The following is a 23599-nucleotide window of genomic DNA, read 5'->3' on the forward strand; positions in this document are numbered from 1 at the left end:
GAGCGGTCGAAAGCCGTAAGTGAGCGGTCAAAATGGCAGGAGGTATTTTTCCTTCAGTTGTTTCAGGTAACGACGCGACACCGGGATGACCGATCCATGACGGGTTTCGATCTCAGCACCGCCGTCCTTTTGGGCAATCGCCTTGATGGCATCGGGATTGACCAGATACTGACGATGGATACGGATGAGCGGCAGTCGGGCTTCCAGGGTCTTCAGTGGCAACTGGCAATGCAGCGTCTCGCCACCCGCCTCCACCTGGATTCCGGTCAGGTCCACATAGGCACAATCGATATCGTCCGGCGCCACCAGCCGAACCGTGCTGCCCTGATAACAGGCCAGTCGCTCCAACGGTGCGACCTCGCCGATTCCCCGGGCCTCAATGCGTTTGAGGGTGCGGGCTAAACGCTCCGGATCAACCGGCTTGAGCAGGTAATCCAGTGCCGCTTCGTCAAAGGCATCCAACGCATAATGCTGATGGGCTGTCACGAAGACCAGTAACGGCCGCGGGTCGACCAGCAGGCTGCTGACGTCAACGCCAGACAGTCCCGGCATGTCCACATCCAGGAAAATCACGTCCGGATGCAACGACTTTGCCTGCAGCAGCGCCTCCTTGCCATTCCCTGCTTCCCCAATCACCTTCACACCACCGGCATCCTCCAGCAGTGCGGCCAGCTCCTCCCGGGCAAGGGGTTCATCATCCACGATCAGGGCACGAATCACGACAGGGTACCTCTGGGCCAACTCAGCTCGGCACGGGTGTATTGCCCCGCCTGGTGTTGGAGCTGGAGTGTACAAGAGACGCCCAGGGCGGCAAAGCGCTCGCGAACCAGGGTCAGCCCAAGGCCGTCCGTCTGCTCCGGCATCCGGGCGGCACTGTCTTCCACCACCACACAGATGCGATGCCCATCCAGACGCGCCGATAAAAGCACCTGTCCACCTTCTTCCGCTCGCCCGATACCGTGCTTGATGGCATTTTCCACCAGGGTCTGAATGGCCAGCGCCGGCACTTTCTCATCCTCCAGCGTCTCGTCCAGCTCCTCGATAAAACGGAGACGATCCCCGAAGCGCGCCTTTTCTATCGCCAGGTAGTGACTGACATGCGCAAATTCCTGCACCAGGGACACAGTGACGCTATCCCGTCCCAGATTACCGCGCAGGAACGCTGCCAGATGCAATATCAGGTGGCGGGCTTCCTGCGGAGCGCGGCGCAAGACGGCCGCGACCGTATTGAGACTGTTGAACAGAAAGTGCGGATTGACCTTGGCTTCCAGTGCGCGCAGTTCGGCTTCCGCCAATAGCGTCCGGCTGGCCTGCAACTGGCTGTGCAGGATCTGGTTGGACAAGACACCGGCGATCCCCTCCCCCAGGCTGCGATTAAGGTTGCGGAACAGTTTCCGTTTGGGCTCATAGAGTTTGATGGTCCCGATCACCTCATGCTCCCCCTTCAACGGCACCACCAGCGAAGATCCCAATTCGCAGTCGGCGGAGATGGAGCATTGATAGGGAATGGTCAGGCCGTCGGCAAAGACCACCTTATTGTCGCGAATGGCTTCCAACGTAATACCAGAGGAAATCGGGCGTCCCACTTCGTGATGCTCCGCCCCGACGCCGGTAAAGCCAAGGATCTGGGTGCGATCGGTAATGGCAACCGCCGCCACCCCGGTTTCATCCTTGACGACATCGGCGATGGCCTGGGCCGAACGGGCATTGAAACCGTCATCCAGCAAACCGACACAGCGCCGAGCAATACGCAGCGCGCGGTTGGAGATCCGTGACGCCAATTCGTCGGTCTGGAACTTGGCATCACGAATAAATCCCATGAACAGCGCGGAACCCAGGGAATTCGCCAGCATCATCGGCAGCGAGATCGCCTTGACCAACGCCACGGCCTGGTCGAACGGCTTGGCCATCACCAGGATAATCAGCATCTGGCAGCCCTCTGCCACAATGCCCAGCACCAGCGCCTGCCAGGGATTGAATATGCGCTCGGTCTGCCCCCGCCGCTGCCAAAACGCGTGGACCAACCCGGCCAGCAGGCCTTCCCAGGTTGTGGAGATCGCACACGCCAGATCGGTAAAGCCACCCAGCGAGTAGCGATGCAGGCCGCCGGTCAACCCGACAGCTGTCCCCACCAGAGGACCGCCCAGGAGTCCACCCAGAATGGCACCAATCGCCCGGGTGTTGGCAATCGCATCCAGTGTCTGCTGACCGAAATAGGTCCCCATGATGCAGAAACCGGAAAAGATCGCGTACACCATCAGCTTGTGCATCGGCCAGCTGGACAGGTTGGCCAGTGGCCGGAATAACGGAGTTTTCGAAAAAAGATACGCGATCAGCAGATAGACACTCATCTGCTGAAACAACGGCACAACCAGTTGTACGTCCATCGTCTCCATCACGGAATCGGTTGGGTGGGCAGGGACAGGATCCAATGAAGCCGCTTCAGATGCCGGCCAGGTTCACCAGTTTACCGCAGGGTTCCTCGAAGGCTTCCCGGAAAAACGCCGGGATAGCCATTTTTTCGTGGGAGTCGGCCTGAACCATCACATAGGTGATATCGGACACTGCCACCCCTCGCCCTGTTTCATCGTCGTAAAATGCCAGACGGAAGCTGAAGGAGGTATGACCGAATTGGAGAGGCTCGACGGTGATACGCAGTACGTCGTCGAACCTGGCTGACGACTGCCAGTCCGTCTTGAGGGACACCACCTGGTTGTCGATGCCCTGCTCCAGCAATCTGTCGTAGCTACCGAAAAGCGCACGGTAATATTCAGTGACAGCCAGGTCGACATAGTCCCCGTAGCGGGCATTGAAGACCACTTTCTGGGGATCGCACTCGGCATAGCGCACACGTATGAGCATGGTAAATTTGTCAGGCATCGGTGACTCTCCTCAGCGCCCTGCCACGGAAAAAATCAGGGCCTCGGCCGTGGGGGCCAACTCCAGCAAGCGGTCGCCCCGGCCATCGCTGAGAGCATATAGGATAAGCTCGTTGATCCCCGTGACAATCGCTAGAGCCAGGGGCTGTCCGAGTTCTTGTAAAGCAACGCCACTTAGCCGTTGCCGCTCCACCTGTTGCTGCAAAAATCCCGCAAATTGTTCAGCCACACGCCGCCGCACCGCCAACCCGGTTTCCCCGAGGGAGGCCAGCTCGATATAGAGTGCCTTCATCAATGCCGGTTTCGCCTGAATCGCCGTCAGATAAGCCCGGGTGATATCCCGGACCAACGCTGGCCACGCCTGTTCCGGCGCGCTGGCGTGAAGGATCACCTGCATCATGTCCCGGCTGGTGTCTTCGCACAAGGCGAGAAGGCAGGCGTCCTTATTGGCGAAGTGCTCATAAAAGGTACGCCGTGACACCCGCGCCGAAGCCGCGAGGTCCGCCAGCGTAATATCTCGATAGGCTTTGTGCGCCAACGTATCGGCGAGTCCCGCCAACAGTCGCTGGCGGTGGTCGTTCGTGGTGGGAACCGTCGTCATACGGCGATTCTAGGTTACATCGAAGAACGCGTCCATGAACCAAACATCAGGCTCGCCACCAAGATGGTACTCATGAGTACCAATTCGGTGGCGACAGCACTATAGTGGTACCGAGAAGTACCAACTATCTGATTACCACGTATACAGGAGGGCCCTATGCCAGCCTCGTCCACCCCGCTACGTCATGGAGCAAACCGCACTGAAGCCGCCAGCATCGCCCGCCCTCTGGCGTGGTTGATAGGTGACAGAAACCTCGCAGAACCCGACAAGGAGCAATGGCAACACCTGGGACAGACCCTACTGCAGGGCGATCCGCTAGCCGATGACGTGGTGAACTGGTTGCACGCTACCGGCTTCAGCACCGGCCGCCACCTGTTCGAACAGGCCCTCAACCGCGGAATCAACAGCCTCGCCAATCCTCCGCCAGCCCTGCAGGCACTGTTTGCCCGAGTCGACAAATCGCCGGAATGGCTTGACCGGGAACGCCTCCAACGTGGACTCGATGCCAGCGCCCGGTCGGGCAAAACGGGCATGCGAGTCTTACGCGATCTCGGTCTGATGGCGGGTTATCAGGCCAGCGCGATCAATCAGACGCTGGTTAAAACGGGTGCACTGGAGAAAGGGGCGTCGCGCCGCATCGCGGAAACCACCAAATGGTGGATGGACTGCATGACTCCCGGTGGCCTGGATCGCAACGGCGAGGGTTTCAAGACCACGCTGCGTGTACGGGTGATCCACGCCCAAATCCGCCGGCAACTGCTGAACCGACAGGATTGGGACTGCGCACGCTGGGGATTACCCGTCAACCAGTTGGATATGCAGGCGACCTATCTCGCCTTTTCCGTGCTTTTCATCCTCGGGCAACGTCTCATGGGTACATTGGTGTCATCCCGCGAGGCCGAAGACATCATGCATCTATGGCGCTATATCGGCTGGTTGATGGGGGTCGATTCCACGCTGCTCAGCGCGTCGCTCAAGGACGGCTACATCGCCCTTTACCAGAACCTGCTCAGCCAGGCGACCGCCGACGAGACCAGCCAGCAGCTTGGCCGCGCCCTGATGGATGAACCTCTGGGCAGGCACTACCCCCATTTTGGCTGGCTTCTGGCACGCTGGGATAAGCAGGTCCACTTGAGCATGGTGCGCTGGTTTGTCGGGCGGCGGGGCATGAAGGCCTTAGGGCTCCCCGTATGGACCCTGCCCTGGTACCCACTGATGTTTGCACCGGCAAACGCAGTATGGTGCCTGTTGCAACGCGCCCTGCCCGGGGGGCGACAACGGTTGTCGCGCTGGGGACGGCAGGCTCAGAAACGGCAACAGGATATCCTGTTTGGACAGGAACACCGCGACATCACCCAGGTGGCAGGCCATCAGGGATAAGACCGAGACATCATTGATGTGTGTCAACGATGGCAGGCAACCTCTCCATAGTTTCATACTCAGAGTGCTCAGTTTGTGTCACGCTGGCCATTCCCCTGGATTCCAGTGTGAATCCCCTGTCATCGATTCCCTCACGGGTGCGAGCGAAAGACACATCGCATCCCTCAGTCCTCAAAAGGAGATTGATATGACGCTGCATATCGGCGACACAGCCCCCGACTTCGACATCGATACCACCCAAGGCAAGATCCATTTCCATGACTGGATCGGCGATTCCTGGTGTTTTTTCTTCAGTCACCCCGCAGATTTCACCCCGGTCTGCACAACCGAAATGGGCCGCACCGCCCAACTCGCAAAGGAGTTCGAGGCACGCAACACCAAGCCCCTGGGCCTGTCCACCGATACCGTGGAAGAGCACAACAAGTGGATTCTGGATGTGAATGATACCCAGAACACCACACTGGAATTCCCCATCGTCGCAGACCCGGACCACAAGGTGGCCCAGCTTTACGAAATGATTCACCCGGGCGAGAGCAACACTGCGGCCGTACGGTCCGTGTTCATCATCGACCCCAAAAAGAAGATTCGCCTGATGATGACCTATCCGATGTCGGTCGGCCGCAATTTCGACGAGATCCTGCGGGTCATCGATGCACTGCAGATTGGTGACAAGTACACCGTCGCAACCCCTGCCGACTGGCAAAAAGGCGACGACGTGATCATTCCTCCCAGCATCAGCAACGAGGACGCCCAAAAGATGTTCCCGCAGGGCTGGGACGAAATCCGTTCCTACCTGCGCCTCACCAAACTGAAGTAACGATTCGGTAAACCGCCAGCCCGACGGCCCCTGCCACCCCGTGGAGGGGGCCGTCTCCTCTCCCGCTCCCACGTCTCATACCTATTGGCAAGTCCTCGGTGATTGACGGCATCTGCAAAGCGCCTTAGGCTCAAAAAGTGACCCGCCCCAAAAGGGTGCGCCACACTGAAATCAGTTGACCGGCTACCCGCTGGCATAACAACAAGACAACCGCCCAGACCGCGATCCGGTTCGGCGGAAGAGGATTTCGTCATGACACCCTTTAGCCATCCAGAATTCGACAACCACGAACAGCTGACGTTCTTCTGCGATCCCGACACCGGCCTTCGCGCAATTGTCGCTATCCACAACAGCAATCGCGGCCCAGCCCTCGGCGGCTGCCGCATGTATCCCTATGCCAGCGACGAGGCGGCGCTACGCGATGTGCTGCGCCTCTCACGCGGAATGACGTACAAATCCGCCCTCGCCAACCTGGACCTTGGCGGCGGCAAGTCGGTCATTATCGGCGATCCGCGCAAGGACAAATCCGAAGCCCTGCTGGAATCCATGGGACGTTGCCTGGAAAGCCTAAACGGCCGCTACATCGCCGCCGAAGATTCCGGCACCAGCGTACCCGACCTGAGGATCATGGGGCGCCAGACGAGGAACGTGGCCGGTATCACCGATCACCCCGGCTTCGACGGCAAGCCCAGCAACGGCGACCCGTCCCCCGCCACGGCCTATGGCGTCTTCACCGGTCTGCAGGCGGCCGTTCGCCACAAGCTTGGCCGAAGCGATCTGGAAGGCCTCACCGTAGCCATTCAGGGGTTGGGCAACGTGGGCTTTCGCCTGGCACGCCATCTCAAGGACGCGGGCGCACGCCTCTGGGTCTATGATATCCAGCCCGACAATCTGGCTCGAGCCGTGGACGAACTGGGTGCCACACCGGTCACTGCTGACGAAATCCTCGGGCTGCCCGTGGATGTGGTCGCTCCCTGCGCCCTTGGCGCTGTTTTCAACGACGACAGCATTCGCAACCTGCACGCAAAGGTCATCGCCGGTGCCGCCAACAACCAGTTGGCCGAACCCCATCACGACGAAATGCTACGCCAGCGGGGCATCCTGTACGCCCCGGATTACGCCATCAACGCCGGCGGCATCATCGATATTTTCTACGAACGCCACGGCGGCGGTCCGCAAGCGGTCAGGCAGCACCTCGACACCATTGCCCACACACTCACCGAAATTTTCCTGCGCGCCGACCGGGAAGACCTGCCCACCGGCCATATAGCCGACCGTTTGGCCGAGGAACGCTTCAAGCTCCGCAACAGCTAAGTCCCGACCTTGAAGACACCAGGGCCATCCCAAGGATGGCCCTTGGTTACAGACCTGAAGCTACCCTCAGAATAGGGCCACGCCTGCCATGTTGGGCGTCGCCACCATGTTGGCCATCCGACGCGCTGTCCCACCACATCCCATAAACCCCACAGTGCGATTAACAGGTTGCCGACCGCAGGTTGCGTATCCATCCAACGCCGCCGCCAATTGAAATACCTGTCAGCGCCTGGGATTGCTCCAGACCCCACAATCATCTCGGTACAGTCAATAACTCAAACGTTTTATTTTGTGTTTTGATATGATACAAATGTGTGCTTATTGCAATTTTCGGACCCCCCTGCCAGCTCTGAAGCGATTTGTAACGTTGCCCAAGGATTTAGAGTCAAGCGAACGGTGAAAAAGATAAATCGGCTGGCACTCATTGCTCACCACGAAATCGTTCGGTGCGGACTATCCTCACTCATCAATCGTTATCCCAATTGCCACATAGCCTTCGAATGCGGGGACAGCGATGAATTCGAACGCTTCGCGAGCGAACACTCCCTCGACCTGCTCATTCTCGACATGTCGTTGGGGCGGATACCGGGACTGGATGCGCTTCAGCGGATACGACAGACATTCCCCAACTTACCCATTCTGATGCTGGCGGAGACGGCTCTCCCCAGCCTGTATAAGGAGGTCCTTTCTGCCGGCGCCAACGGTTACCTCTTAAAACACGAAGCGCCGTCGGAGTTGAAAAGAGCCATCGAGGCCGTGGCGGAGGGCAAGCAGTATGTCTGCCCTTTAATGGCGGAGAGACTCGCCTGTAACGATAAAGTCGACTGGAAAACCGGCCAGCTCAGTCCACGCCAAACAGAAGTTGCAAAATGCCTGGCGTTGGGTATGACGGTAGCAGAAACCGCAGCAAGGCTGGGCATGAAGCCAAAGACCGTGTCCTCCCACCGCACAGAAATTTTCTCGAAATTAGGGCTGCGAACCACTGCCGACCTTGTCCTTTTCGCCTTGCGTACAGAGCTGATCTCCCTGGACGGCGGTTAACGGCAGGCACCGCTTTATTGATCGGGAACGACAGGACGTTCACGGTAAGGATGATTTTTCAGGCGCGTATCGGTACGCGCAAAGGGATGCGGAAAGCTGAGCGCCGGGTCAACCCAGTCAGACCGCTTGAAGTTGGGAATGACCTTCGCCTGATAGCTGTCTTCAAGGGGATGCGACAGGATATCGTTGACCTGGACCCACTGTTGATGGCGCATCAGGTCGACCTGATAGGGTGTCGGATTGCCGCCGGCATTTTTTACCACGGCCTTGAGCGCCTCAATCTGCTTCACAGAGACCTTTGGCGTCCAATGGATTACTCCCGGCAGCATCACCGGCTCATCGGGAATATTGTTGATCCCCCGCTTCCAGGTCGCCAACACAGCCTGATGGGTATCCTCCCGGTATAGGATGATCGCGTGGCTGTAGCGCTTATCCCGGAAGAAACCCAGGTTACCGTATTGCAGCCGCGCACCGGTAAGGAACGCGACACCGTCCGACCAACAGGGCGACTTTCCGCTGATACCACCCAATACGCTGCGATCGATGATGCCGTCCGGAAACAGGATCTTGAAGGCAACCCAGGCAGCATTGGCGACGTGGATGGTACCCTCGCAATCGTGCCCGTGGAACTTGATCATATCCTTGAGCGTAACCGGGTAGGTATAGGGGTAGTAACGCCCCTGAGTGCCTTGGGTCGCGAGCATTTCAAATGTCGGTGCGTAGGGTTTATCGACCATGGAGGCGTACCAGGTCGGCGACCTGTCCGGCGCCTCTACGCCGGTTTCGACAAAAATGGTCTTTCCTTGGCGATAGGTAGGTTCGGCCGCACTGGCAACGGCGCTGAAAAGAATGAAAAAGGCAACCCAAACACTCTTTGAAACAGACATGGGGTTCTCTCCCTGTTTGCCCGGACTGCGTCAATTTTTGCCAAACGATACCTAGGATCGATCTTAACAATATTCCCGAATTGCGCATGTTGCACAAGGGACGATTCCTTGGCCCACTCGGGAGATCTACCCCCAAAAAAAGCTGGCGAGACAGCAAGACCTCTCAGGCATGCGCATCATGATCATCGCAACGGACGGCGTCTTCGGCCGGAGATATCAGCGCCTTGAGGCCTGCGGATTGGGGAGGTCCGTGATGGTACCGGCTGCCAACTCGCCCGCCATACCGACAGATTCGCTCAGCGTAGGGTGAGCATCTATGGTCAGCGCAACATCATCGGCCGATGCCCCGAATTCGAGGGTAGGGTCAACCGGCGTTGACGCCAACGATTTTAGCGCCCAGTAACCGGCTTCGGCCTGCCGCCCCTTCCCTTTCGAGACCACGCTGTAACCGAGGACACTTTCGTGTGTCTCTGCTTTATGTCGAACTCAAGGGACATGACCTCCATGAAAACGCACTTCCTGGCAGGCCTACTCTGTTGCCTGTTGACCGGCACGGCCGTTGGCGCCAACGCTCATTTTCAGAGCGGACCCGGTGCCGTCGCGGTGATTGAGCTGTTTACGTCGGAGGGCTGCAGCAGTTGCCCACCTGCCGATGCCTGGCTAAACCGCCTGCAAAAAGCGCCCGGACTCTGGCAGCGGTTTATTCCAATCGCCTTTCATGTGGACTACTGGGACGCACTGGGATGGATTGATCCCTTTGAAAGTGCTGCATTTTCCGCCCGTCAGCGCGCCTATCGCACCAACGGCCAACTCAGCGCCGTTTATACGCCTGCAATTATGTTCCAGGGCCATGAGTTTCGGAGTTGGTGGCGATATACCACGCCGCCGGATATCACACTGCCGCCGGTCGGTACGCTCGAGGTGCAGGTCGCAGGTCACCGTATCGCAGCAACCTTTTCACCCTTGACACCGTCAAGCCGCCTTCGGGCAACGGCAGCACTGCTCGGTTTCGGTTTAACCACCCAGGTGCCTGACGGCGAGAATGCGGGGCGCACGCTACATCACGACTTTGTGAATCTCGGGCAGAGCACCCAAACCGCCACACCTCAGCACAACCAGTACCATTGGCAACTTTCGCTGCCGACGCCAAAGGTCAAAACCGCATCCCGCCTGGGAATCGTGGTTTGGGTCTCATCGGAAAACCAGGAAACGCCTATTCAGGCGACCGGTGGCTATTTGACGCCGCAATGAAGTCCGTTGCGGCTAAGGGGAGCGTCTGCATAGACAGCCCTTGGCAAATGAATTGTTTACAGGTTCGACAACTCTTCCTGCAAGTCATTCTTCAATTCCGAAGGTTCTGTGATCCAGAGCGTTTCGTCGGTGCCGGGAAACACACCAATCTCCAGACCATCCTTCTGCAGACCGGGTATCCATTTCTTGAAGAAGTCCGGCAGTGCGATACTTTTGGGCGACAAACCACCAGAATCTTTGGCGTACTCAAGCGCAAAATCAGAGCTGGGCCATACCGGCAAATACTCAAAACCATCATCTTCAGAATAGATTTTCAGGAACTGATTCTCGGCATTGATCAGTATCCAGATTTCCCGTTCTTCGCCGACCTTACTCAAGAAATAATCGAACCGCTCCTCGCCGTTCAACCCCAATACCGCCTTCAACTGTTCGTCATTCATACACAGACCTACGACATGATGATCTTCAATAAAAAAGCGCCGCATTGCGGTTTTCCCACTCCGCGCCGCTGTAAAAATACGCCTGAAACCCAAGTAGATTACGCGTGTTTTGAGATGCTGAACATGGTTCACTCAACCTGATTTGCCCCCGGGAACCGAGATGCTACCAAGAGCCAGGCATGATATTGAGATTACCCCATTGCTGACGCATTCCGTTCCACCCGGTGGGATAAACGGCAATTCCAGGATCTGATCGCGACCATTCCTTTGTTGACAGCCGCAATGGAACAGCGACTATGATTGAACCAATTGCAGTCACCCACAAAAACAATGTCCAGACTACTGCTGTTGGCAATTCTCAGTATGCTGCTGATCGGTCGCGCCGACGCTCGAGACAGCGTGTCCGTTTATGTCGCCTCGCCCAACTGGCAGCCCCTCACTCTCGAACTGACCCGTGACTTCTTTCGTCATTACGATATCGACCTCTCGGTCATGTCCCCCTCCACGCCCTGGCGGCGAGCGATACAGGAGATGCGAGCTGGCCGCCTCGATATGATTCTGACCATTTACAAGACGCCGGCCCGGTCTCGCTATATGGCCTTTACCGTCCCCTTCGCCCAGGTTCCCACCGCTGTTGTGGTGACAGCAGAAAGCCCGTTGTCCTCAGCAGGCATCGACGAATTGGTCGGCTTACGGGGTTTGAAGGTCAGGGGTGCCAGCCTGGGTCAGGCCTTCGAACGTCATCGCCAAAAACTGAACGTCGAGGACACGACGGACGAAGAGATGATGATCAGAATGCTCACACAGAAGCGTGCGGATTATGGCGTAGGCGCCCAGTATAAAATCCAGATAACGGCACAAAAAATGGGTTACACAGACCGGATAAGGGTTCTGTCGCCGCCCCTCAGCTTCAGAGGATTACGGATCGCCTTCTCCCAGAAATCGCGCTACGTGAAGTTTCTCGCCCCGTTTGATGCTTACCTCCAGGAGCGGTTGCAAGAGGACGACATTCAACAACGTATCAAACAGGTTCAGAGGTCACTGGCCGGCAAAACCAGTCAGGGTAACGGACGAGCCTATTTGCCCGGAGTCCAAGTCACAACAAGCCGCCAAGAATAAAAGGAATAGCGCCATGGACTATGTACGCACCCCCGATGATCGTTTCAATCGCCTGCTGGACTACCCCTTCGAACCCCACTACGTGGATGTCGGCGGTCTACGAATGCACTACGTTGACGAAGGCCCACGGGACGCCAAACCGATTCTTATGCTCCATGGTGAGCCATCCTGGTCCTATCTTTACCGGCACATGATTCCCATCTGCGCTGCCGCTGGTCACCGGGTTATCGCGCCGGACCTGATCGGTTTTGGCAAATCGGACAAGCCGCTGAAGATGGATGACTACAGCTATCAAAGCCACATGGACTGGGTAAAGGCCCTGATTGACCAGCTGGACCTGACGGATATCACCCTCGTCTGCCAGGATTGGGGCTCCCTGCTGGGCCTGCGTCTGGCCGCCGAAAATGAAGCGCGCTTCCGAGCCATAGTGGTCGGCAACGGCATGCTCCCCACGGGTGAGCAGAAGGTGCCGAGGGCGTTTCAGCTGTGGAAAGCCTTTGCGGTCTACAGCCCCTGGTTCCCCATCTCCCGTATCGTCAATACCGCCTGCTTCAGAAAGCTGGGGCCGGACGAACTGAAAGCCTACGATGCCCCCTTCCCCAGCAGTAACTACAAAGCGGGCGCCCGCGCCTTTCCGCGCCTGGTGCCAGTGAGTCCGACCGATCCGGCATCCGACGCCAACCGCCAGGCCTGGAAGGTACTGGAGCAATGGAAGAAGCCATTCCTCACCACCTTCAGCAACGGCGATCCCATTATGCGCGGCGGCGACAAGTACCTGCAGGAACGCATCCCCGGCGCCAAGGGACTACCCCACCAAACCCTCGTGGGTGGTCATTTCCTGCAGGAAGACTCGCCGGTACAGTTTGCCCGGGCGATCAATGACCTGTTGGCAACAATGGGGACGGGGGAGCAGGCACGGGGAGCCAAACGTACGGAGTCAGTGGTGGCGGAGGAGTCCTGAGAAGGTGCCGACGACCTGCACCCGGAAGTTGCCCCCAATGCCGAGTTAGGCCACGTGGATGAAGCCTCGGAGAGCAGGTCGATCTGGCGGGTATCGCGTCTACAGGCAAAGCGGACTGATGTTCCTGCTACCCCGCTACCGGCCAATCACTTGAAAATAGTGCGGAAACAGGCGTTCCTGGGCCTCAGCCTGATAGGTTAATAGCGTAAAGCCAACGCCGCCGACATCAAAGTGATATGGCGCTGGCGGCCGTTGCCCGGAGACAATCTCAATCAACGCCTCTCCGCCCGACGCATCCTTTAGCAAGAATTGATCGGTAGTCCAGGACACGGTAACCGGAGCCGGCTCCGAGTGCTTTGCCCCAAGATACGCCAACGAAAAATCCTCAAATCGCAGTTCGAGGTTTTTGATCTTCAATACTCGCTTCTTGAGCGCGGGGAACAGGAGAGCTTCGATATCAGCATAAAGTGCCGATTCAACCTCGCCTCCGGCATTGAATCCGGTGGACGGCGTTTTGAAGTGGCCCTGGTAAACCTCGATCTTTTGGGTCGGCTGATTATCGCCGTGAAAGAATAAATCGATACTTTCGACGTCCGGCCCCCATGACACCATCCTGCTTCCGTCAGCCGGAATCTGCTCAATGCGCTGCATGATGCTTTTTATCGCATCAGCATCGTCGATGGTGACGGAGCCAACCACATCTTGTACGGAAATCGATTGGTACTTTTTGATCTCCAGCCTTGTGCAGCCCGTTGTGTTGAACCAGGGTTTTGTCATTGTGGTTGCTTCGCTATGTCAACAAAGTCCATGCGTTTTCTATTTCTATGTTCCCACCAAATGGTCTCCGCGCTGGAGGCCGAGTAATTGGACTATAGCGCAGAAGGGCCGTCTGCTCGCTCCAACTCCCTGTTTTCCGCCGCCAACAGGCTTATTCAGCCGCACTGATCTGCCTTCGCACCTTGAATATTGCGACCTGAGCACGCTGTTGGAATGGGCGTCCCTGTAGCGCTTTCTTTTTGGCTCTTTTTCAGTTCTCAGCTGCTCGACGGGGGCCCTGACAGGCCGTCAGGCCGCTTCTGGCGGGGCCTCCGGCGAAAATTCATCACCCTCATCCACCAGACTTGAAAAAAATTTAATTTTGTGCTTAGAATCCAGAACAACGGCCGTATCGCACGACAACGAAAACAAGATATCGATGGATCGATGGGAGGCTCACATGTCTAATGATTTGAGTCGTTTTCTTATGTCACGTCGCCGGTTTGGAGCCCTCGCCGGTGCTTTTGGCCTGGCGGTCGGGTTCGCACCGACCCTGATCAGCCGCGCTTTTGCTCAGGCCAAGGAGACGGCCGATAAGATCATTCACGGCAAGTCGCCGGAATTGATCATCCACAACGCCAAGCTCGGTGTCACTGAAACCCCGCTTGAGCTGCTGCGCAAACACAAGCACACCCCGAAAGAAATTCTGTTCTCCCGCTATCACTACCCCCACGAGGGTAACGCCGCGTGGTACGCAACGACGGCGGCACCACCGGCCGAGCTGGTCAAGAACTGGTCGATCCGCGTCGACGGCCTGGTCAAGCGGCCGCGCACGGTGACTATCGCCGATCTGCAGGCTATGCCGCAGGAGCAGCGTGTCGCAGTGCTGCAGTGTGCCGGCAACGGCCGCTCATTTTACGCCGCCAAGCAGAAGGTCGCTGGCGGTCAGTGGCAGAACGGCGGCATGGGCAACGTGGTGTGGGAAGGCGTGCCGCTGAAGCCGTTCCTCAAGGGCCTGGAGATGGAACCGTCGCCGGCCGCTCGCTGGCTGACGGCAGAAGGCTGGGACCAGCCGGCAACCCGCGTAGGCACCGACTTCGCCAAAAGCTACCGACTCGATGACGAGGCGCTCGACCACGCCATACTGGCACTGAAGATGAACGGCGAGCCGATTCCCGCAATTCATGGCGGGCCGGTGCGGCTGATCATTCCGGGCTTCTACGGCAACATGAACGTCAAGCTGCTGACGGTACTCATGCTCGCCGCCGAACAGTCGCCGAGCACCTACCAGTCGATGGCCTACCGCATGCCGTTGGTGCCGGTCGAGCCAGGCACCTTCGGGGCCAACGACTACACCCTGGAGAACAGCAGACCCACCTATGGCCAGGCCATCAAGAGCGTAATCTTCTCACCTCTGCCCAGCGACAGTCCGAAATCCGGCATGGTCGAGATTACCGGCGTCGCCTTCAATGACGGCATGGCGCCGATCACTTCCGTTGAGGTTTCCGCCGACGGCGGCAAGTCGTGGCACATGGCGAAGATAGAGACGCCGGAAAGCCCGTGGGCATGGCATCACTGGTCGGTGAAGACCAGGATCGGCGCCGGCGAGCAGACGCTGATGTCACGGGCGACCGACGCACTCGGCCGCACTCAGCCGATCAACGGCCTGGCGCGGTGGAATCCCCGCGGCTACGAATGGAACGGTGTTGAACGGAGCGCCGTGAAGTTCGCCTGATCCGGACCACCGGGGGGCCGCGCCGTCTGTGCGCGGTCCCTGCGCCCCTGCAACTCAGTGGACGGAAATCTGATGATGCATCAACGCAGGCACCGTTCCCGGCTTTTTACGCGCGCAGGCGGAGTGATCCTTGCTGCCATGCTGCCAAGTGCTGCGGCAGCGGCCGAGATCGAACTGCCACCCGGCCCCAACCGCGACCTCGTCTACGGCACCTGTCGTACCTGTCACGACCTGCAATACCTGAAAGATTCGGCCGGCATCCCGAAGAATGCCTGGAGCGACCTGCTGGACAGCATGAAGCAGTATGGCTTGCGCATCCCCCCGGACCGCCGTACCAAGATCCTCGACTATCTCGGCACCTACCTGGGCCCAAATCCGCCGCCGGCACCGACCCAAGCAGCCGTGGAGTCCACCACTGCAAAGGTTGACGGCAAGACCCTGTTCAACGAGCAGTGCTCAAGCTGCCACCAGCCGAATGGCGCCGGCCTGCCGGGGAACTTTCCACCACTTTCCGGCAACCGGGACCTCATGCTCAACCGGCTGTTTCCGGCGTACGTCGTGATCAACGGCCTGCAGGGCAAAATCACCGTTAAAGGCAAGGAGTACAACGGCGTGATGCCATCGTTCGCGCACCTCTCGGATGCCGAGATCGCGGCAGTGATCGAGTACGTCCGCAAATCCTGGGGCAATGACGCGTTGCGCCCGGCCGACATGGCGCCACTCGACGCCGCGGCGGTCGCCAAGGTCCGGACGACGCCGAAAACCCCCGACGAGGTCCACGCGTACCGGGCCAGCCTTAAGTCCTCACGCTGATGCCCATCAAAAGGGTCAGATTGATTTTAAAATGATCAGTTTGATCACATAGAAATCGACCTGCCCCCTTTAGCGCTATCCTTTTACACGCCAAGACAATCACCACCAATCAAACACGGGACACATGGATCGTGGAAAATTCGACGCAGCCCCCTGCAATGCGTTCCAATAGCAACATCGCAAACAACCCGATCCGAGTCCTATGGCAAAAATCAAAAAGCAGCAACCGTCACCGCAAACCCAAGAGGATGCCTGGACCATGGCAAACGCGACTCAGCGGCCCGGGCAAAGCAAGGAGCAGACAAAACTGATCGCGCAGGGTATAGAGAAAGGCATTGATCAGTACAAAAAACAGCAAAAAGCCAAAGCCCGGGAAAAAGACAAACTGCGCAAAAAGGAAGAACGCCAGACAGCGACCGAATGCGCGGAACAAATCCCTCCAAAATCCGAGGTCCGCTATCGAACCCCATGGTTACCCTGGACGTTGCTACTGATCACTTGGGCCGGAATAGGTGTCTATGCACTGGGCTTCGGGGGGTAAACAGCACGAAAAAGGCACCCCCCTATCCGAGCTACACACCGCGACACCAGCCCCTCTCTCACTCTTGACTCAAATCACCCCACCGCCAATTACCACGCCACACACTTCCCTTTCGCTTCCAACCCACAGATCATGTGTAATAGGTCAATGCAAACCACATGCGTTTCAAGGACAAAGCGGATATGACGTCGCAGGCAGGCACCGGCTCGCTCCCGAGCGATACCAACTACGGCCAGATCACCCGTATCCGCGGTAGCGTCGTCGATGTGCGTTTCCCCGACGCCCTCCCCGCCATCAACGACGCGCTGGTCACCGGCGCCGATGACAACGTCGTTATCGAGGTTGCCACCCATCTCGATGGTGAGACGATACGGGGTATCTCGCTTTCCAGTACCGACGGCCTGGCACGGGGCGACCGGGTAATGGCAACGGGCGGAATGCTGGATGTGGCGGTGGGTGAGCGGTTACTGGGGCGTATGGTCAATGTGCTGGGCAACCCTATAGACGCTGGCGAGCCCTTAACCGGCGGACCGCGGCGGGGTATTCACCAGCCGCCGGTGCCACTCGCCCAACGCCGCATCAGTACTGACGTGTTCGAAACCGGCATCAAGGCGATCGATCTGCTGGCGCCTTTGGAGATGGGGGGCAAGGCAGGGTTGTTCGGTGGCGCCGGGGTGGGTAAGACGGTGGTCATTACCGAGCTGATCCACAACATGCTCAAACGTTATCAAGGCATCAGTCTGTTCTGTGGGATCGGAGAACGCTGCCGGGAAGCGGAGGAACTGTACCGGGAAATGTCCGAGGCCGGGGTTCTGGATCATTCGGTGCTGGTGTTCGGACAGATGAACGAACCGCCTGGGGCGCGGTTTCGGGTGGCACACGCGGCGCTGAGTATTGCCGAGTATTTCCGGGATCAGGCACGACGGGATGTGCTGTTGCTGATGGACAACGTGTTCCGCTTTATCCAGGCGGGTAGCGAGGTGTCTGGGCTGATGGGGCGGTTGCCGTCGCGGGTGGGCTACCAGCCCACCCTGGCCACGGAGCTGGCTGAGGTCGAGGAACGGATCTGCAATTCGGCGACGGGTGCCATCACCTCGGTACAGGCGGTTTACGTACCGGCGGATGATTTCACCGACCCTTCGGCGGTGCACACCTTTGCCCATCTGTCGGCGTCGCTGATCCTGTCCCGCAAGCGGGCCAGCCAGGGCTTCTACCCCGCGGTGGACCTGCTGCGCTCAAGCTCCAAGATGTTGACGCCAACCGTCGTCGGCGAGCGCCATTACCACATTGCCCTGGCCGTGCGCAGAACCCTGGCCGAATACGAAGAGCTGAAGGACATCATCGCCATGCTGGGATTGGAGGAGCTGTCCGAGGCTGACCGCCGCACCGTATTTCGCGCCCGCCGCCTGGAACGATTCCTGACACAACCCTTTTTCACGACCGAACAGTTTACCGGCAAGCCGGGCAAGCTGGTTCGGCTGCCGGAAACCCTGGATGGCTGCGAACGCATCCTGGCCGATGAGTTCGCCGAACACCCGGAGCAGGCCCTGTATATGATCGGCACCATCGACGAAATACCAGCCGTCGCCCCGTCGGTCAAGGAGACTTGAGATGACCGGACCCGTCACCCAGTTGCGCTTGAAGGTATTGCTGCCTTACCGCGTTCTGATCGACGCGGTAGCAACGAAGATCATTGCGGAGGCGGACAACGGTTTCTTCTGCCTCAAGCCACGCCATGTGGATATGGTGGCAGCGCTGGCGCCAGGCCTGCTCTCCTACCTGAATGAGAACAACGAGACGGTTTATCTGGCCGTTGATGAAGGCGTTCTGGTGAAATGTGGCGACGAGGTCCTGGTCTCTACGCGGGATGCAGTGATCGGTAACGACCTGGCCAGCCTGCAGGAGACCGTTGAGACTCGCTACCGGCACCTGGACGAACAGGAGCGACAGGCCCGCTCCGCAGTCGCCCGGCTGGAGGCAGGGGTGGTAAGACGCTTTATCGAAATGGAGAAATTGCTGTCATGACCCCGGAACGCAACCGTCGCAAACCGCTAGCCGAGCAGGTTCGCGGCAAGGCGGAACGCCGTCTGCGAGCGCAGGGGCGGCGGCCGAATATCTTTTTCGGGCTCGGTCTGTTCGGCATCATTGGCTGGTCGGTGGCGATGCCGACGGTGGGCGGAGCAGCCCTGGGGCTCTGGATCGATCATCGCTGGCCCGGCCATGTGTCCTGGACACTGACGCTGCTTTTTGCCGGCGTCATTCTGGGCTGCCTCAATGCCTGGCACTGGGTGCAAAGAGAGACGGAACACGATCAGGCGAATGCCGATAATGTTGACGACACGCACGAGCCACCGACCCAAAACTGACGGAAGCAGAAGGAGAAACAACCGATGAACGCATGGACGATCATCGTAGCCACCCTAGGCGGGCTGCTGCTGGGCCTGTTCTTCTTTGGAGGTCTCTGGTGGACCGTGCAGCGCATTCCGGCCGCCAGTCACCCGGCGGCATTGCTGATGGGAAGCCTGGTGCTACGTATGGGAGTGGCGCTGGCCGGTTTCTACGCACTGTTGCAACTTCACTGGCAGGCTGCCCTGCTGGCACTGGTCGTGTTTACCCTAACCCGTATCTGGCTGCGCTACCGGCTGGGTGATGCCCGGATCAAACGGGAGTCCACGCCATGAACCTGAGCCCGGATGCAGACGTGCTCTGGCAGTGGGGCCCGTTGAAGCTCAATCTGACCCTGCTCTATACCTGGCTCGTGATGGCACTCCTGCTGCTGTTGGCGCGGCTAGCGACGCGAAACCTGAGCGATGACACCAGGATGAGCCGCTGGCAGAACCTGCTGGAAGTGATCGTCAGCGCCCTGCGCGACCAGATCCGGGATGTGGGTCGTCAGGACCCGCTGCCCATGCTGCCCTTTATCGGCACCCTGTTCCTGTTTATCGCCCTGTCCAATCTACTCGCTATCGTGCCGGGCTATTACCCGCCGACAGCCTCACTCTCCACCACAGTGGCGCTGGCCATCTGCGTGTTCGTCGCGGTGCCGCTGTTCGGTATCCGCCGCCAGGGGTTGGGCGACTACCTGCGCCAGTACCTCAAGCCCTCGCCGTTCATGCTGCCATTTAACCTGATCGGTGAGCTATCGCGCACCGTGGCCCTGGCGGTACGCCTTTATGGGAACGTCATGAGCGGCGCCGTGATTGCTGCCGTACTGCTGGGTGTCATTCCCCTTTTCTTCCCCGTGGTGATGCAGGCATTGGGACTGCTCACCGGAATGATCCAGGCTTACATCTTCGCAGTGTTGGCGACGGTCTATATCGCGTCCGCCAGTACGGTTCACCAGAAAGTGGATACCTCGCCCCCGACACCCGATTCGAACACAGGAGACACACCATGATGGACCCCACCTGGATCGGCATCGCCTCGATCATAACCGCCGGTTTGACCATCGCCATAGGCTCCATCGGTCCCGCCTTTGGCGAGGCCCGCGCCCTGGCCCAGGCACTGAGCGCCATCGCCCAGCAACCGGATGAGGCCAACACCATTACCCGCACCCTGTTTGTGGGCCTGGCGATGGTGGAGTCCACCGCGATCTACTGTTTCGTGGTGTCCATGATCCTGATCTTCGCCAACCCCTTCTGGGATTACATGGTGTCCAAGGCCGGAGGCTGAACATGGAGATCGACACCTTCACGGTGATCGCCCAGATCGTCAACTTCCTGATCCTGGTCTATCTGCTAAAGCGTTTCCTCTATCGCCCGGTACTGGATGCCATGGACCGGCGCGAGGCCGGTATCGCCCAGCGACTGCAACAGGCGGCTGACCAGTCCGCCATCGCAACCCAGGAAGCGGAGGCTTTTCGGGCCAAGTCCGACGCGCTGGAGGCGCAGCGGGAAGGCCTGCTACGCGATATGCGCCATGAAGTGGAAGCCCGGCGCGATGCCATGCTGGAAAGCCTGCGCGACGATGTGGCCGACACCGGTCGCCGCTGGCGCGAACAGGTGGAACGGGAGCGCCAGTCCTTTCTGCGGGAACTGCGCCAGCAGCTCTCGGCACAGGTGTGTCATTTAAGTCGTGAGGCGCTGCAGCAACTGGCGGATGCCGAACTCGAGGCCCAAATGGTCCGCGTTTTCCTGCATCGACTCCCCGACCTGCCCGAAGAAGACCGACAACAGTTCAGGGAAGCCGCCGAACGTCAGGAAACCCTGTCCCTGGTCAGCGCCATGCCCCTGGCAGAGGGCCTGCGAACGGAACTGGCGATGGTGGTGCAGACCACACTGGACCTACCCCGGCCCCCTGCATTCAAAGAGGACAGCCAACTGATCTGCGGCCTGGAGCTGCGTGCACCCGGCTATCAGGTCGGCTGGTCCCTGGCTGAACACCTGAACGAAGTGGAATCTAACCTGCGCACCCATCTCGCCACGGCCACCCTGGAGTTGCCCCATGCTGGATGAGCACTGGAGGGCCGTCAGCACAGCACTCGACGACGAGTTACAGCGCCACCAAGTCCTCCGTGCCCGGGAGGCTGGGCGGGTGACGTTCGTTGGGCGCGGCGTGGCGCTGGTCGAGGGCCTACCCGGCGTCAAGGCGCAGGAGTGGGTGAGCTTTGCCGGTGGCGCCGAGGGCATCGCCTTCAACCTCGACCCAGACGAAGTCGGCGTGGTGTTGTTGCGGAATACTGACCTCGGAGCAGGCACCGAGGCGCGTCGAACCGGGCGGGTAATGGACGTACCGGTCGGCATGGGCCTGCTGGGGCGGGTTGTCGATGGCCTTGGCCGCCCGCTGGACGGGGCCGGCCCGATTGAAAGTACGGAACGCTGGCCCCTGGAGCGCCCTGCGCCTGCCATCCTCGACCGGGCACCGGTGCAGCGGCCGCTGGAAACCGGCATCAAGGCCATCGACGCCCTGATCCCCATCGGCCGCGGTCAGCGTGAGCTGATTCTCGGCGACCGACAGACCGGCAAAACCACCGTGGCGGTGGATACGCTCGTCAATCAGGCGGACAAGGGGCTTATCGGCATCTACTGCGCCATCGGCCAGCGCAGTTCCTCAGTCGCACGCGTCATCGAAACCCTCCGCAAGCATGATGCGCTCTCGCAAACCGTCGTGGTCGTCGCATCCGGTGAGGAGCCTCCGGGCATGCAGTACATCACGCCCTACGCCGCCACCAGCATTGGCGAATATTTCATGGCCCAGGGGCATGACGTGGTGATCGTTTACGACGATCTCAGCGCGCACGCCAACACGTACCGGGAGCTGTCTCTGCTGCTGCGCCGGCCGCCGGGCCGTGAAGCCTATCCTGGCGATATTTTCTACATCCACTCCCGCCTGCTGGAACGGGCCACCCAACTCAAACACGATCTCGGCGGCGGCTCCCTGACCGCACTGCCGATCATCCAGACGGAAGCGGAAAACCTGGCGGCCTATATCCCCACGAATCTGGTGTCGATCACCGACGGCCAGGTCTACCTGTCGCCACGATTGGCGCAGAAGGGCGTGTTGCCCGCCATCGATGTCGGCAGGTCGGTGTCGCGGGTCGGCGGCAAGACGCAGCTGCCGGCATTCCGTCACATTGCCAGCGAACTGCGGCTGGCCTATGCCCAGTTTGAAGAACTGGAAGCCTTTGCCCGTTTTGGTACACGCCTGGACGAAGATACCCGCCAACGCATCGAACGGGGGCGTCGCATCCGCGAAGTGCTCAAGCAGGGAGAAGAGCAACCTCTGACCACCACAGAACAGGTGATCGTCCTGTTGGCGGCAACGCAGGGCCTGCTGGACCCAGTCCCCCTGGAACGGATTGCCGAGGCGGAAGCGCGCATCCGCGCAGTGGTGGCAGAACAGGGTCTCAGCTTCGGCGAAACGATTCACGCTGGGGAGCAACTCAGCACAGAGCAGGTCACCGAGATCGCCGCACTCCTCACTGAAGCTTTGCGCGGCGGTTTCCATGAGGAGGAGCCTCATGGCCGCCCTTGAGGAACTGCGGCATTCCATCGAAACCGTGACGGACCTGCAGACAGTCGTCCGCACCATGAAGTCGCTCGCACTGGCCAGCATTCACCAATATGAACAGGCGATGGCCTCCCTCACCGACTACACCCGAACCGTGGAAATGGGCCTTTATGTCGTCCTGCGGGATATGGCCCCTCGCGGGCGGTTACCGAGGCCGCCCGCCCATGCCCCCCGTGCAGTAGCCATTATCTTCGGCTCCGACCGGGGCCTGTGCGGACGCTTCAACGAGGACATCGCCCACTACGCGGTGGAGCGCCTGAACGGCCTGCATATTCGCCATGAAGACAGGCTGCTGCTCAGCGTCGGCACCCGCGTGGACGGCCATCTCGCTGATCGTCACCACGCCACCCAGGAATCCTTTACGGTTCCCTCCTCAATCATGGCTATCGGCGATACCGTGAGACAACTGGTGCAGCGTGTCGATCACTATCAGCGACTGCAAGGCAACACCCAGGTCCTCCTGTTCTACAACCGCAACCTGCCCAACCGCCGTGGCCGCGAGCCCCACATGCTGCGCCTGCTGCCGATCGACCTGGAACGCCTGCACGCCCGTGTTCCCGAGCGGTGGCCCGGGCGTTCCCTGCCAACTTACACCGAGGCGCGCCCGGCCCTGCTCGCCGCCCTCACCCGCCAGCTTATTTTCAGCTCTCTGTTCCGCGCCTGCACCGAATCCCTCAGCAGCGAACACAGCAGCCGCCTCGCAGCCATGCAGGTGGCCGAAAAAAATATCGACGAACATCTCACCGAACTCGGCACCCGTTTCAGCCAGGAACGACAGGAGATGATTACGGAGGAGTTGCTGGACCTGATGGGCGGCTTTGAGGCGCTGACAGGGAATCAGGCGCCAGGATAATCGAAAACCCGGTACTTCAAGGTACCATGACAGTGCCGAAAGGTACCGTTGCAACATGGTATATCCACACTGCAAATTCGCTATAAAAACCCTTATCCATTAGATCAAAAACCACCTCTAACAGATGACAAAACATGGATTTTTGATCCATGTCAGCATATCGTCACAGCCACTCCCGTTAATTTGAGAAGGTCTCTGCGTC

General features: G+C 59.2%; 27 protein-coding genes. 19 read left to right on the plus strand and 8 right to left on the minus strand.

What is annotated here, in order from left to right:
- Positions 1-27: 27 nt before the first annotated feature.
- Genes CLR77_RS10520 through CLR77_RS10535 form a run of 4 tightly spaced genes read right to left on the minus strand, consistent with a single transcriptional unit; the run spans position 28 to position 3480 of the window.
- On the minus strand, positions 28-720 hold the full coding sequence (locus tag CLR77_RS10520) for a response regulator (RefSeq protein ID WP_097460614.1): 693 nt from the start codon (positions 718-720) through the stop codon (positions 28-30).
- A complete protein-coding gene (locus CLR77_RS10525; RefSeq protein ID WP_097460615.1) occupies positions 717-2387 on the minus strand; it encodes a sensor histidine kinase in 1671 nt (556 codons plus the stop codon). Before CLR77_RS10525 ends, CLR77_RS10520 begins: the two co-directional genes overlap by 4 nt.
- 55 nt (positions 2388-2442) lie before the next feature.
- Positions 2443-2880, minus strand: a complete 438-nt coding sequence (locus CLR77_RS10530) for an acyl-CoA thioesterase (RefSeq protein ID WP_097460616.1) — start codon at positions 2878-2880, stop codon at positions 2443-2445.
- Between the two features lie 12 nt (positions 2881-2892).
- On the minus strand, positions 2893-3480 hold the full coding sequence (locus tag CLR77_RS10535; protein ID WP_097460617.1) for a TetR/AcrR family transcriptional regulator: 588 nt from the start codon (positions 3478-3480) through the stop codon (positions 2893-2895).
- Between the two features lie 156 nt (positions 3481-3636).
- Between CLR77_RS10535 and CLR77_RS10540 the strand changes: the two genes are divergently transcribed.
- The 4 genes from CLR77_RS10540 (at position 3637) to CLR77_RS10555 (ending at position 8032) form a co-directional block, all read left to right on the plus strand.
- Positions 3637-4860: an oxygenase MpaB family protein gene (locus CLR77_RS10540; protein WP_097460618.1), complete on the plus strand. Its 1224-nt coding sequence runs from the start codon at positions 3637-3639 to the stop codon at positions 4858-4860.
- Positions 4861-5047: 187 nt separating this feature from the next.
- Entirely contained in the window at positions 5048-5677 is a 630-nt protein-coding gene (locus tag CLR77_RS10545) for a peroxiredoxin (RefSeq protein WP_097460619.1), read from the plus strand.
- A 252-nt stretch (positions 5678-5929) separates the two neighbouring features.
- Positions 5930-6991 (plus strand): Glu/Leu/Phe/Val family dehydrogenase, encoded by a 1062-nt coding sequence (locus CLR77_RS10550; protein WP_097460620.1) that lies wholly within the window; start codon positions 5930-5932, stop codon positions 6989-6991.
- Positions 6992-7387: 396 nt separating this feature from the next.
- Positions 7388-8032, plus strand: a complete 645-nt coding sequence (locus tag CLR77_RS10555; RefSeq protein ID WP_158227174.1) for a response regulator transcription factor — start codon at positions 7388-7390, stop codon at positions 8030-8032.
- Positions 8033-8046: 14 nt separating this feature from the next.
- On the opposite strand, the gene CLR77_RS10560 is transcribed toward CLR77_RS10555, so the two are convergent.
- Positions 8047-8919 (minus strand): formylmethanofuran dehydrogenase subunit E family protein, encoded by an 873-nt coding sequence (locus tag CLR77_RS10560; RefSeq protein ID WP_097460622.1) that lies wholly within the window; start codon positions 8917-8919, stop codon positions 8047-8049.
- A 216-nt stretch (positions 8920-9135) separates the two neighbouring features.
- Complete coding sequence (locus CLR77_RS10565) at positions 9136-9360, minus strand: hypothetical protein (RefSeq protein ID WP_097460623.1); 225 nt, start codon at positions 9358-9360, stop codon at positions 9136-9138.
- A gap of 63 nt (positions 9361-9423) precedes the next feature.
- Between CLR77_RS10565 and CLR77_RS10570 the strand changes: the two genes are divergently transcribed.
- A complete protein-coding gene (locus CLR77_RS10570; protein WP_158227175.1) occupies positions 9424-10170 on the plus strand; it encodes a DUF1223 domain-containing protein in 747 nt (248 codons plus the stop codon).
- 56 nt (positions 10171-10226) lie between these two features.
- Here the strand turns inward: CLR77_RS10570 and CLR77_RS10575 are convergent, their stop codons facing one another.
- On the minus strand, positions 10227-10610 hold the full coding sequence (locus tag CLR77_RS10575) for a DUF2750 domain-containing protein (protein ID WP_097460988.1): 384 nt from the start codon (positions 10608-10610) through the stop codon (positions 10227-10229).
- 330 nt (positions 10611-10940) lie between these two features.
- Between CLR77_RS10575 and CLR77_RS10580 the strand changes: the two genes are divergently transcribed.
- Both CLR77_RS10580 and CLR77_RS10585 read left to right on the plus strand, forming a co-directional pair.
- Positions 10941-11729 carry a substrate-binding periplasmic protein gene (locus tag CLR77_RS10580; RefSeq protein ID WP_097460625.1) on the plus strand — a complete coding sequence of 263 codons (789 nt, stop codon included), beginning with the start codon at positions 10941-10943 and terminating at the stop codon, positions 11727-11729.
- A gap of 13 nt (positions 11730-11742) precedes the next feature.
- Positions 11743-12690, plus strand: a complete 948-nt coding sequence (locus tag CLR77_RS10585) for a haloalkane dehalogenase (RefSeq protein ID WP_097460626.1) — start codon at positions 11743-11745, stop codon at positions 12688-12690.
- A 135-nt stretch (positions 12691-12825) separates the two neighbouring features.
- Here the strand turns inward: CLR77_RS10585 and CLR77_RS10590 are convergent, their stop codons facing one another.
- The gene (locus CLR77_RS10590; protein WP_097460627.1) at positions 12826-13467 is read right to left on the minus strand and encodes a hypothetical protein; all 642 of its coding nucleotides are present in this window, start codon (positions 13465-13467) and stop codon (positions 12826-12828) included.
- A 439-nt stretch (positions 13468-13906) separates the two neighbouring features.
- Here CLR77_RS10590 and CLR77_RS10595 point away from each other — a divergent pair, with 439 nt between their 5' ends.
- The 12 genes from CLR77_RS10595 to CLR77_RS10650 all read left to right on the plus strand — a co-directional run bounded on the left by CLR77_RS10595 (position 13907) and on the right by CLR77_RS10650 (position 23397).
- The gene (locus CLR77_RS10595) at positions 13907-15181 is read left to right on the plus strand and encodes a sulfite oxidase (protein WP_158227176.1); all 1275 of its coding nucleotides are present in this window, start codon (positions 13907-13909) and stop codon (positions 15179-15181) included.
- 72 nt (positions 15182-15253) lie between these two features.
- Complete coding sequence (locus CLR77_RS10600) at positions 15254-15994, plus strand: c-type cytochrome (protein WP_097460629.1); 741 nt, start codon at positions 15254-15256, stop codon at positions 15992-15994.
- Positions 15995-16196: 202 nt separating this feature from the next.
- Positions 16197-16535, plus strand: a complete 339-nt coding sequence (locus tag CLR77_RS10605; RefSeq protein ID WP_097460630.1) for a DUF2956 domain-containing protein — start codon at positions 16197-16199, stop codon at positions 16533-16535.
- 182 nt (positions 16536-16717) lie between these two features.
- A complete protein-coding gene (gene atpD / locus CLR77_RS10610) occupies positions 16718-18145 on the plus strand; it encodes a F0F1 ATP synthase subunit beta (protein ID WP_097460989.1) in 1428 nt (475 codons plus the stop codon).
- A gap of 1 nt (position 18146) precedes the next feature.
- On the plus strand, positions 18147-18560 hold the full coding sequence (locus CLR77_RS10615; RefSeq protein WP_198962737.1) for a F0F1 ATP synthase subunit epsilon: 414 nt from the start codon (positions 18147-18149) through the stop codon (positions 18558-18560).
- On the plus strand, positions 18557-18901 hold the full coding sequence (locus CLR77_RS10620) for an AtpZ/AtpI family protein (protein ID WP_097460631.1): 345 nt from the start codon (positions 18557-18559) through the stop codon (positions 18899-18901). Before CLR77_RS10615 ends, CLR77_RS10620 begins: the two co-directional genes overlap by 4 nt.
- A 24-nt stretch (positions 18902-18925) precedes the next feature.
- Complete coding sequence (locus CLR77_RS10625; RefSeq protein WP_097460632.1) at positions 18926-19216, plus strand: ATP synthase subunit I; 291 nt, start codon at positions 18926-18928, stop codon at positions 19214-19216.
- A complete protein-coding gene (locus CLR77_RS10630) occupies positions 19213-19932 on the plus strand; it encodes a F0F1 ATP synthase subunit A (RefSeq protein WP_097460633.1) in 720 nt (239 codons plus the stop codon). Before CLR77_RS10625 ends, CLR77_RS10630 begins: the two co-directional genes overlap by 4 nt.
- Complete coding sequence (locus CLR77_RS10635) at positions 19929-20207, plus strand: F0F1 ATP synthase subunit C (RefSeq protein WP_097460634.1); 279 nt, start codon at positions 19929-19931, stop codon at positions 20205-20207. Before CLR77_RS10630 ends, CLR77_RS10635 begins: the two co-directional genes overlap by 4 nt.
- A 2-nt stretch (positions 20208-20209) precedes the next feature.
- Positions 20210-20989, plus strand: a complete 780-nt coding sequence (locus CLR77_RS10640; protein WP_097460635.1) for a F0F1 ATP synthase subunit B family protein — start codon at positions 20210-20212, stop codon at positions 20987-20989.
- Entirely contained in the window at positions 20979-22508 is a 1530-nt protein-coding gene (locus tag CLR77_RS10645; protein WP_097460636.1) for an alternate F1F0 ATPase, F1 subunit alpha, read from the plus strand. Before CLR77_RS10640 ends, CLR77_RS10645 begins: the two co-directional genes overlap by 11 nt.
- The gene (locus CLR77_RS10650; RefSeq protein ID WP_097460637.1) at positions 22495-23397 is read left to right on the plus strand and encodes a F0F1 ATP synthase subunit gamma; all 903 of its coding nucleotides are present in this window, start codon (positions 22495-22497) and stop codon (positions 23395-23397) included. Before CLR77_RS10645 ends, CLR77_RS10650 begins: the two co-directional genes overlap by 14 nt.
- The last annotated feature ends 202 nt before the right edge of the window (positions 23398-23599 follow it).

This window comes from Mangrovitalea sediminis (genome assembly GCF_002514725.1).
GTDB classification, from domain to species: Bacteria; Pseudomonadota; Gammaproteobacteria; order Pseudomonadales; family Oleiphilaceae; genus Mangrovitalea; species Mangrovitalea sediminis.

Excerpts from the sequence above, each read along its gene's own strand:
- CLR77_RS10525 (WP_097460615.1), bottom strand. The coding sequence starts at position 2,387 with ATGGACGTACAACTGGTTGTGCCGTTGTTTCAGCAGATGAGTGTCTAT.
- CLR77_RS10530 (WP_097460616.1), bottom strand. The coding sequence starts at position 2,880 with ATGCCTGACAAATTTACCATGCTCATACGTGTGCGCTATGCCGAGTGC.
- CLR77_RS10535 (WP_097460617.1), bottom strand. The coding sequence starts at position 3,480 with ATGACGACGGTTCCCACCACGAACGACCACCGCCAGCGACTGTTGGCG.
- CLR77_RS10540 (WP_097460618.1), top strand. The coding sequence starts at position 3,637 with ATGCCAGCCTCGTCCACCCCGCTACGTCATGGAGCAAACCGCACTGAA.
- CLR77_RS10545 (WP_097460619.1), top strand. The coding sequence starts at position 5,048 with ATGACGCTGCATATCGGCGACACAGCCCCCGACTTCGACATCGATACC.
- CLR77_RS10550 (WP_097460620.1), top strand. The coding sequence starts at position 5,930 with ATGACACCCTTTAGCCATCCAGAATTCGACAACCACGAACAGCTGACG.
- CLR77_RS10560 (WP_097460622.1), bottom strand. The coding sequence starts at position 8,919 with ATGTCTGTTTCAAAGAGTGTTTGGGTTGCCTTTTTCATTCTTTTCAGC.
- CLR77_RS10570 (WP_158227175.1), top strand. The coding sequence starts at position 9,424 with ATGAAAACGCACTTCCTGGCAGGCCTACTCTGTTGCCTGTTGACCGGC.
- CLR77_RS10575 (WP_097460988.1), bottom strand. The coding sequence starts at position 10,610 with ATGAATGACGAACAGTTGAAGGCGGTATTGGGGTTGAACGGCGAGGAG.
- CLR77_RS10580 (WP_097460625.1), top strand. The coding sequence starts at position 10,941 with ATGTCCAGACTACTGCTGTTGGCAATTCTCAGTATGCTGCTGATCGGT.
- CLR77_RS10585 (WP_097460626.1), top strand. The coding sequence starts at position 11,743 with ATGGACTATGTACGCACCCCCGATGATCGTTTCAATCGCCTGCTGGAC.
- CLR77_RS10590 (WP_097460627.1), bottom strand. The coding sequence starts at position 13,467 with ATGACAAAACCCTGGTTCAACACAACGGGCTGCACAAGGCTGGAGATC.
- CLR77_RS10595 (WP_158227176.1), top strand. The coding sequence starts at position 13,907 with ATGTCTAATGATTTGAGTCGTTTTCTTATGTCACGTCGCCGGTTTGGA.
- CLR77_RS10600 (WP_097460629.1), top strand. The coding sequence starts at position 15,254 with ATGATGCATCAACGCAGGCACCGTTCCCGGCTTTTTACGCGCGCAGGC.
- CLR77_RS10605 (WP_097460630.1), top strand. The coding sequence starts at position 16,197 with ATGGCAAAAATCAAAAAGCAGCAACCGTCACCGCAAACCCAAGAGGAT.
- atpD (WP_097460989.1), top strand. The coding sequence starts at position 16,718 with ATGACGTCGCAGGCAGGCACCGGCTCGCTCCCGAGCGATACCAACTAC.
- CLR77_RS10615 (WP_198962737.1), top strand. The coding sequence starts at position 18,147 with ATGACCGGACCCGTCACCCAGTTGCGCTTGAAGGTATTGCTGCCTTAC.
- CLR77_RS10620 (WP_097460631.1), top strand. The coding sequence starts at position 18,557 with ATGACCCCGGAACGCAACCGTCGCAAACCGCTAGCCGAGCAGGTTCGC.
- CLR77_RS10625 (WP_097460632.1), top strand. The coding sequence starts at position 18,926 with ATGAACGCATGGACGATCATCGTAGCCACCCTAGGCGGGCTGCTGCTG.
- CLR77_RS10630 (WP_097460633.1), top strand. The coding sequence starts at position 19,213 with ATGAACCTGAGCCCGGATGCAGACGTGCTCTGGCAGTGGGGCCCGTTG.
- CLR77_RS10635 (WP_097460634.1), top strand. The coding sequence starts at position 19,929 with ATGATGGACCCCACCTGGATCGGCATCGCCTCGATCATAACCGCCGGT.
- CLR77_RS10640 (WP_097460635.1), top strand. The coding sequence starts at position 20,210 with ATGGAGATCGACACCTTCACGGTGATCGCCCAGATCGTCAACTTCCTG.
- CLR77_RS10645 (WP_097460636.1), top strand. The coding sequence starts at position 20,979 with ATGCTGGATGAGCACTGGAGGGCCGTCAGCACAGCACTCGACGACGAG.
- CLR77_RS10650 (WP_097460637.1), top strand. The coding sequence starts at position 22,495 with ATGGCCGCCCTTGAGGAACTGCGGCATTCCATCGAAACCGTGACGGAC.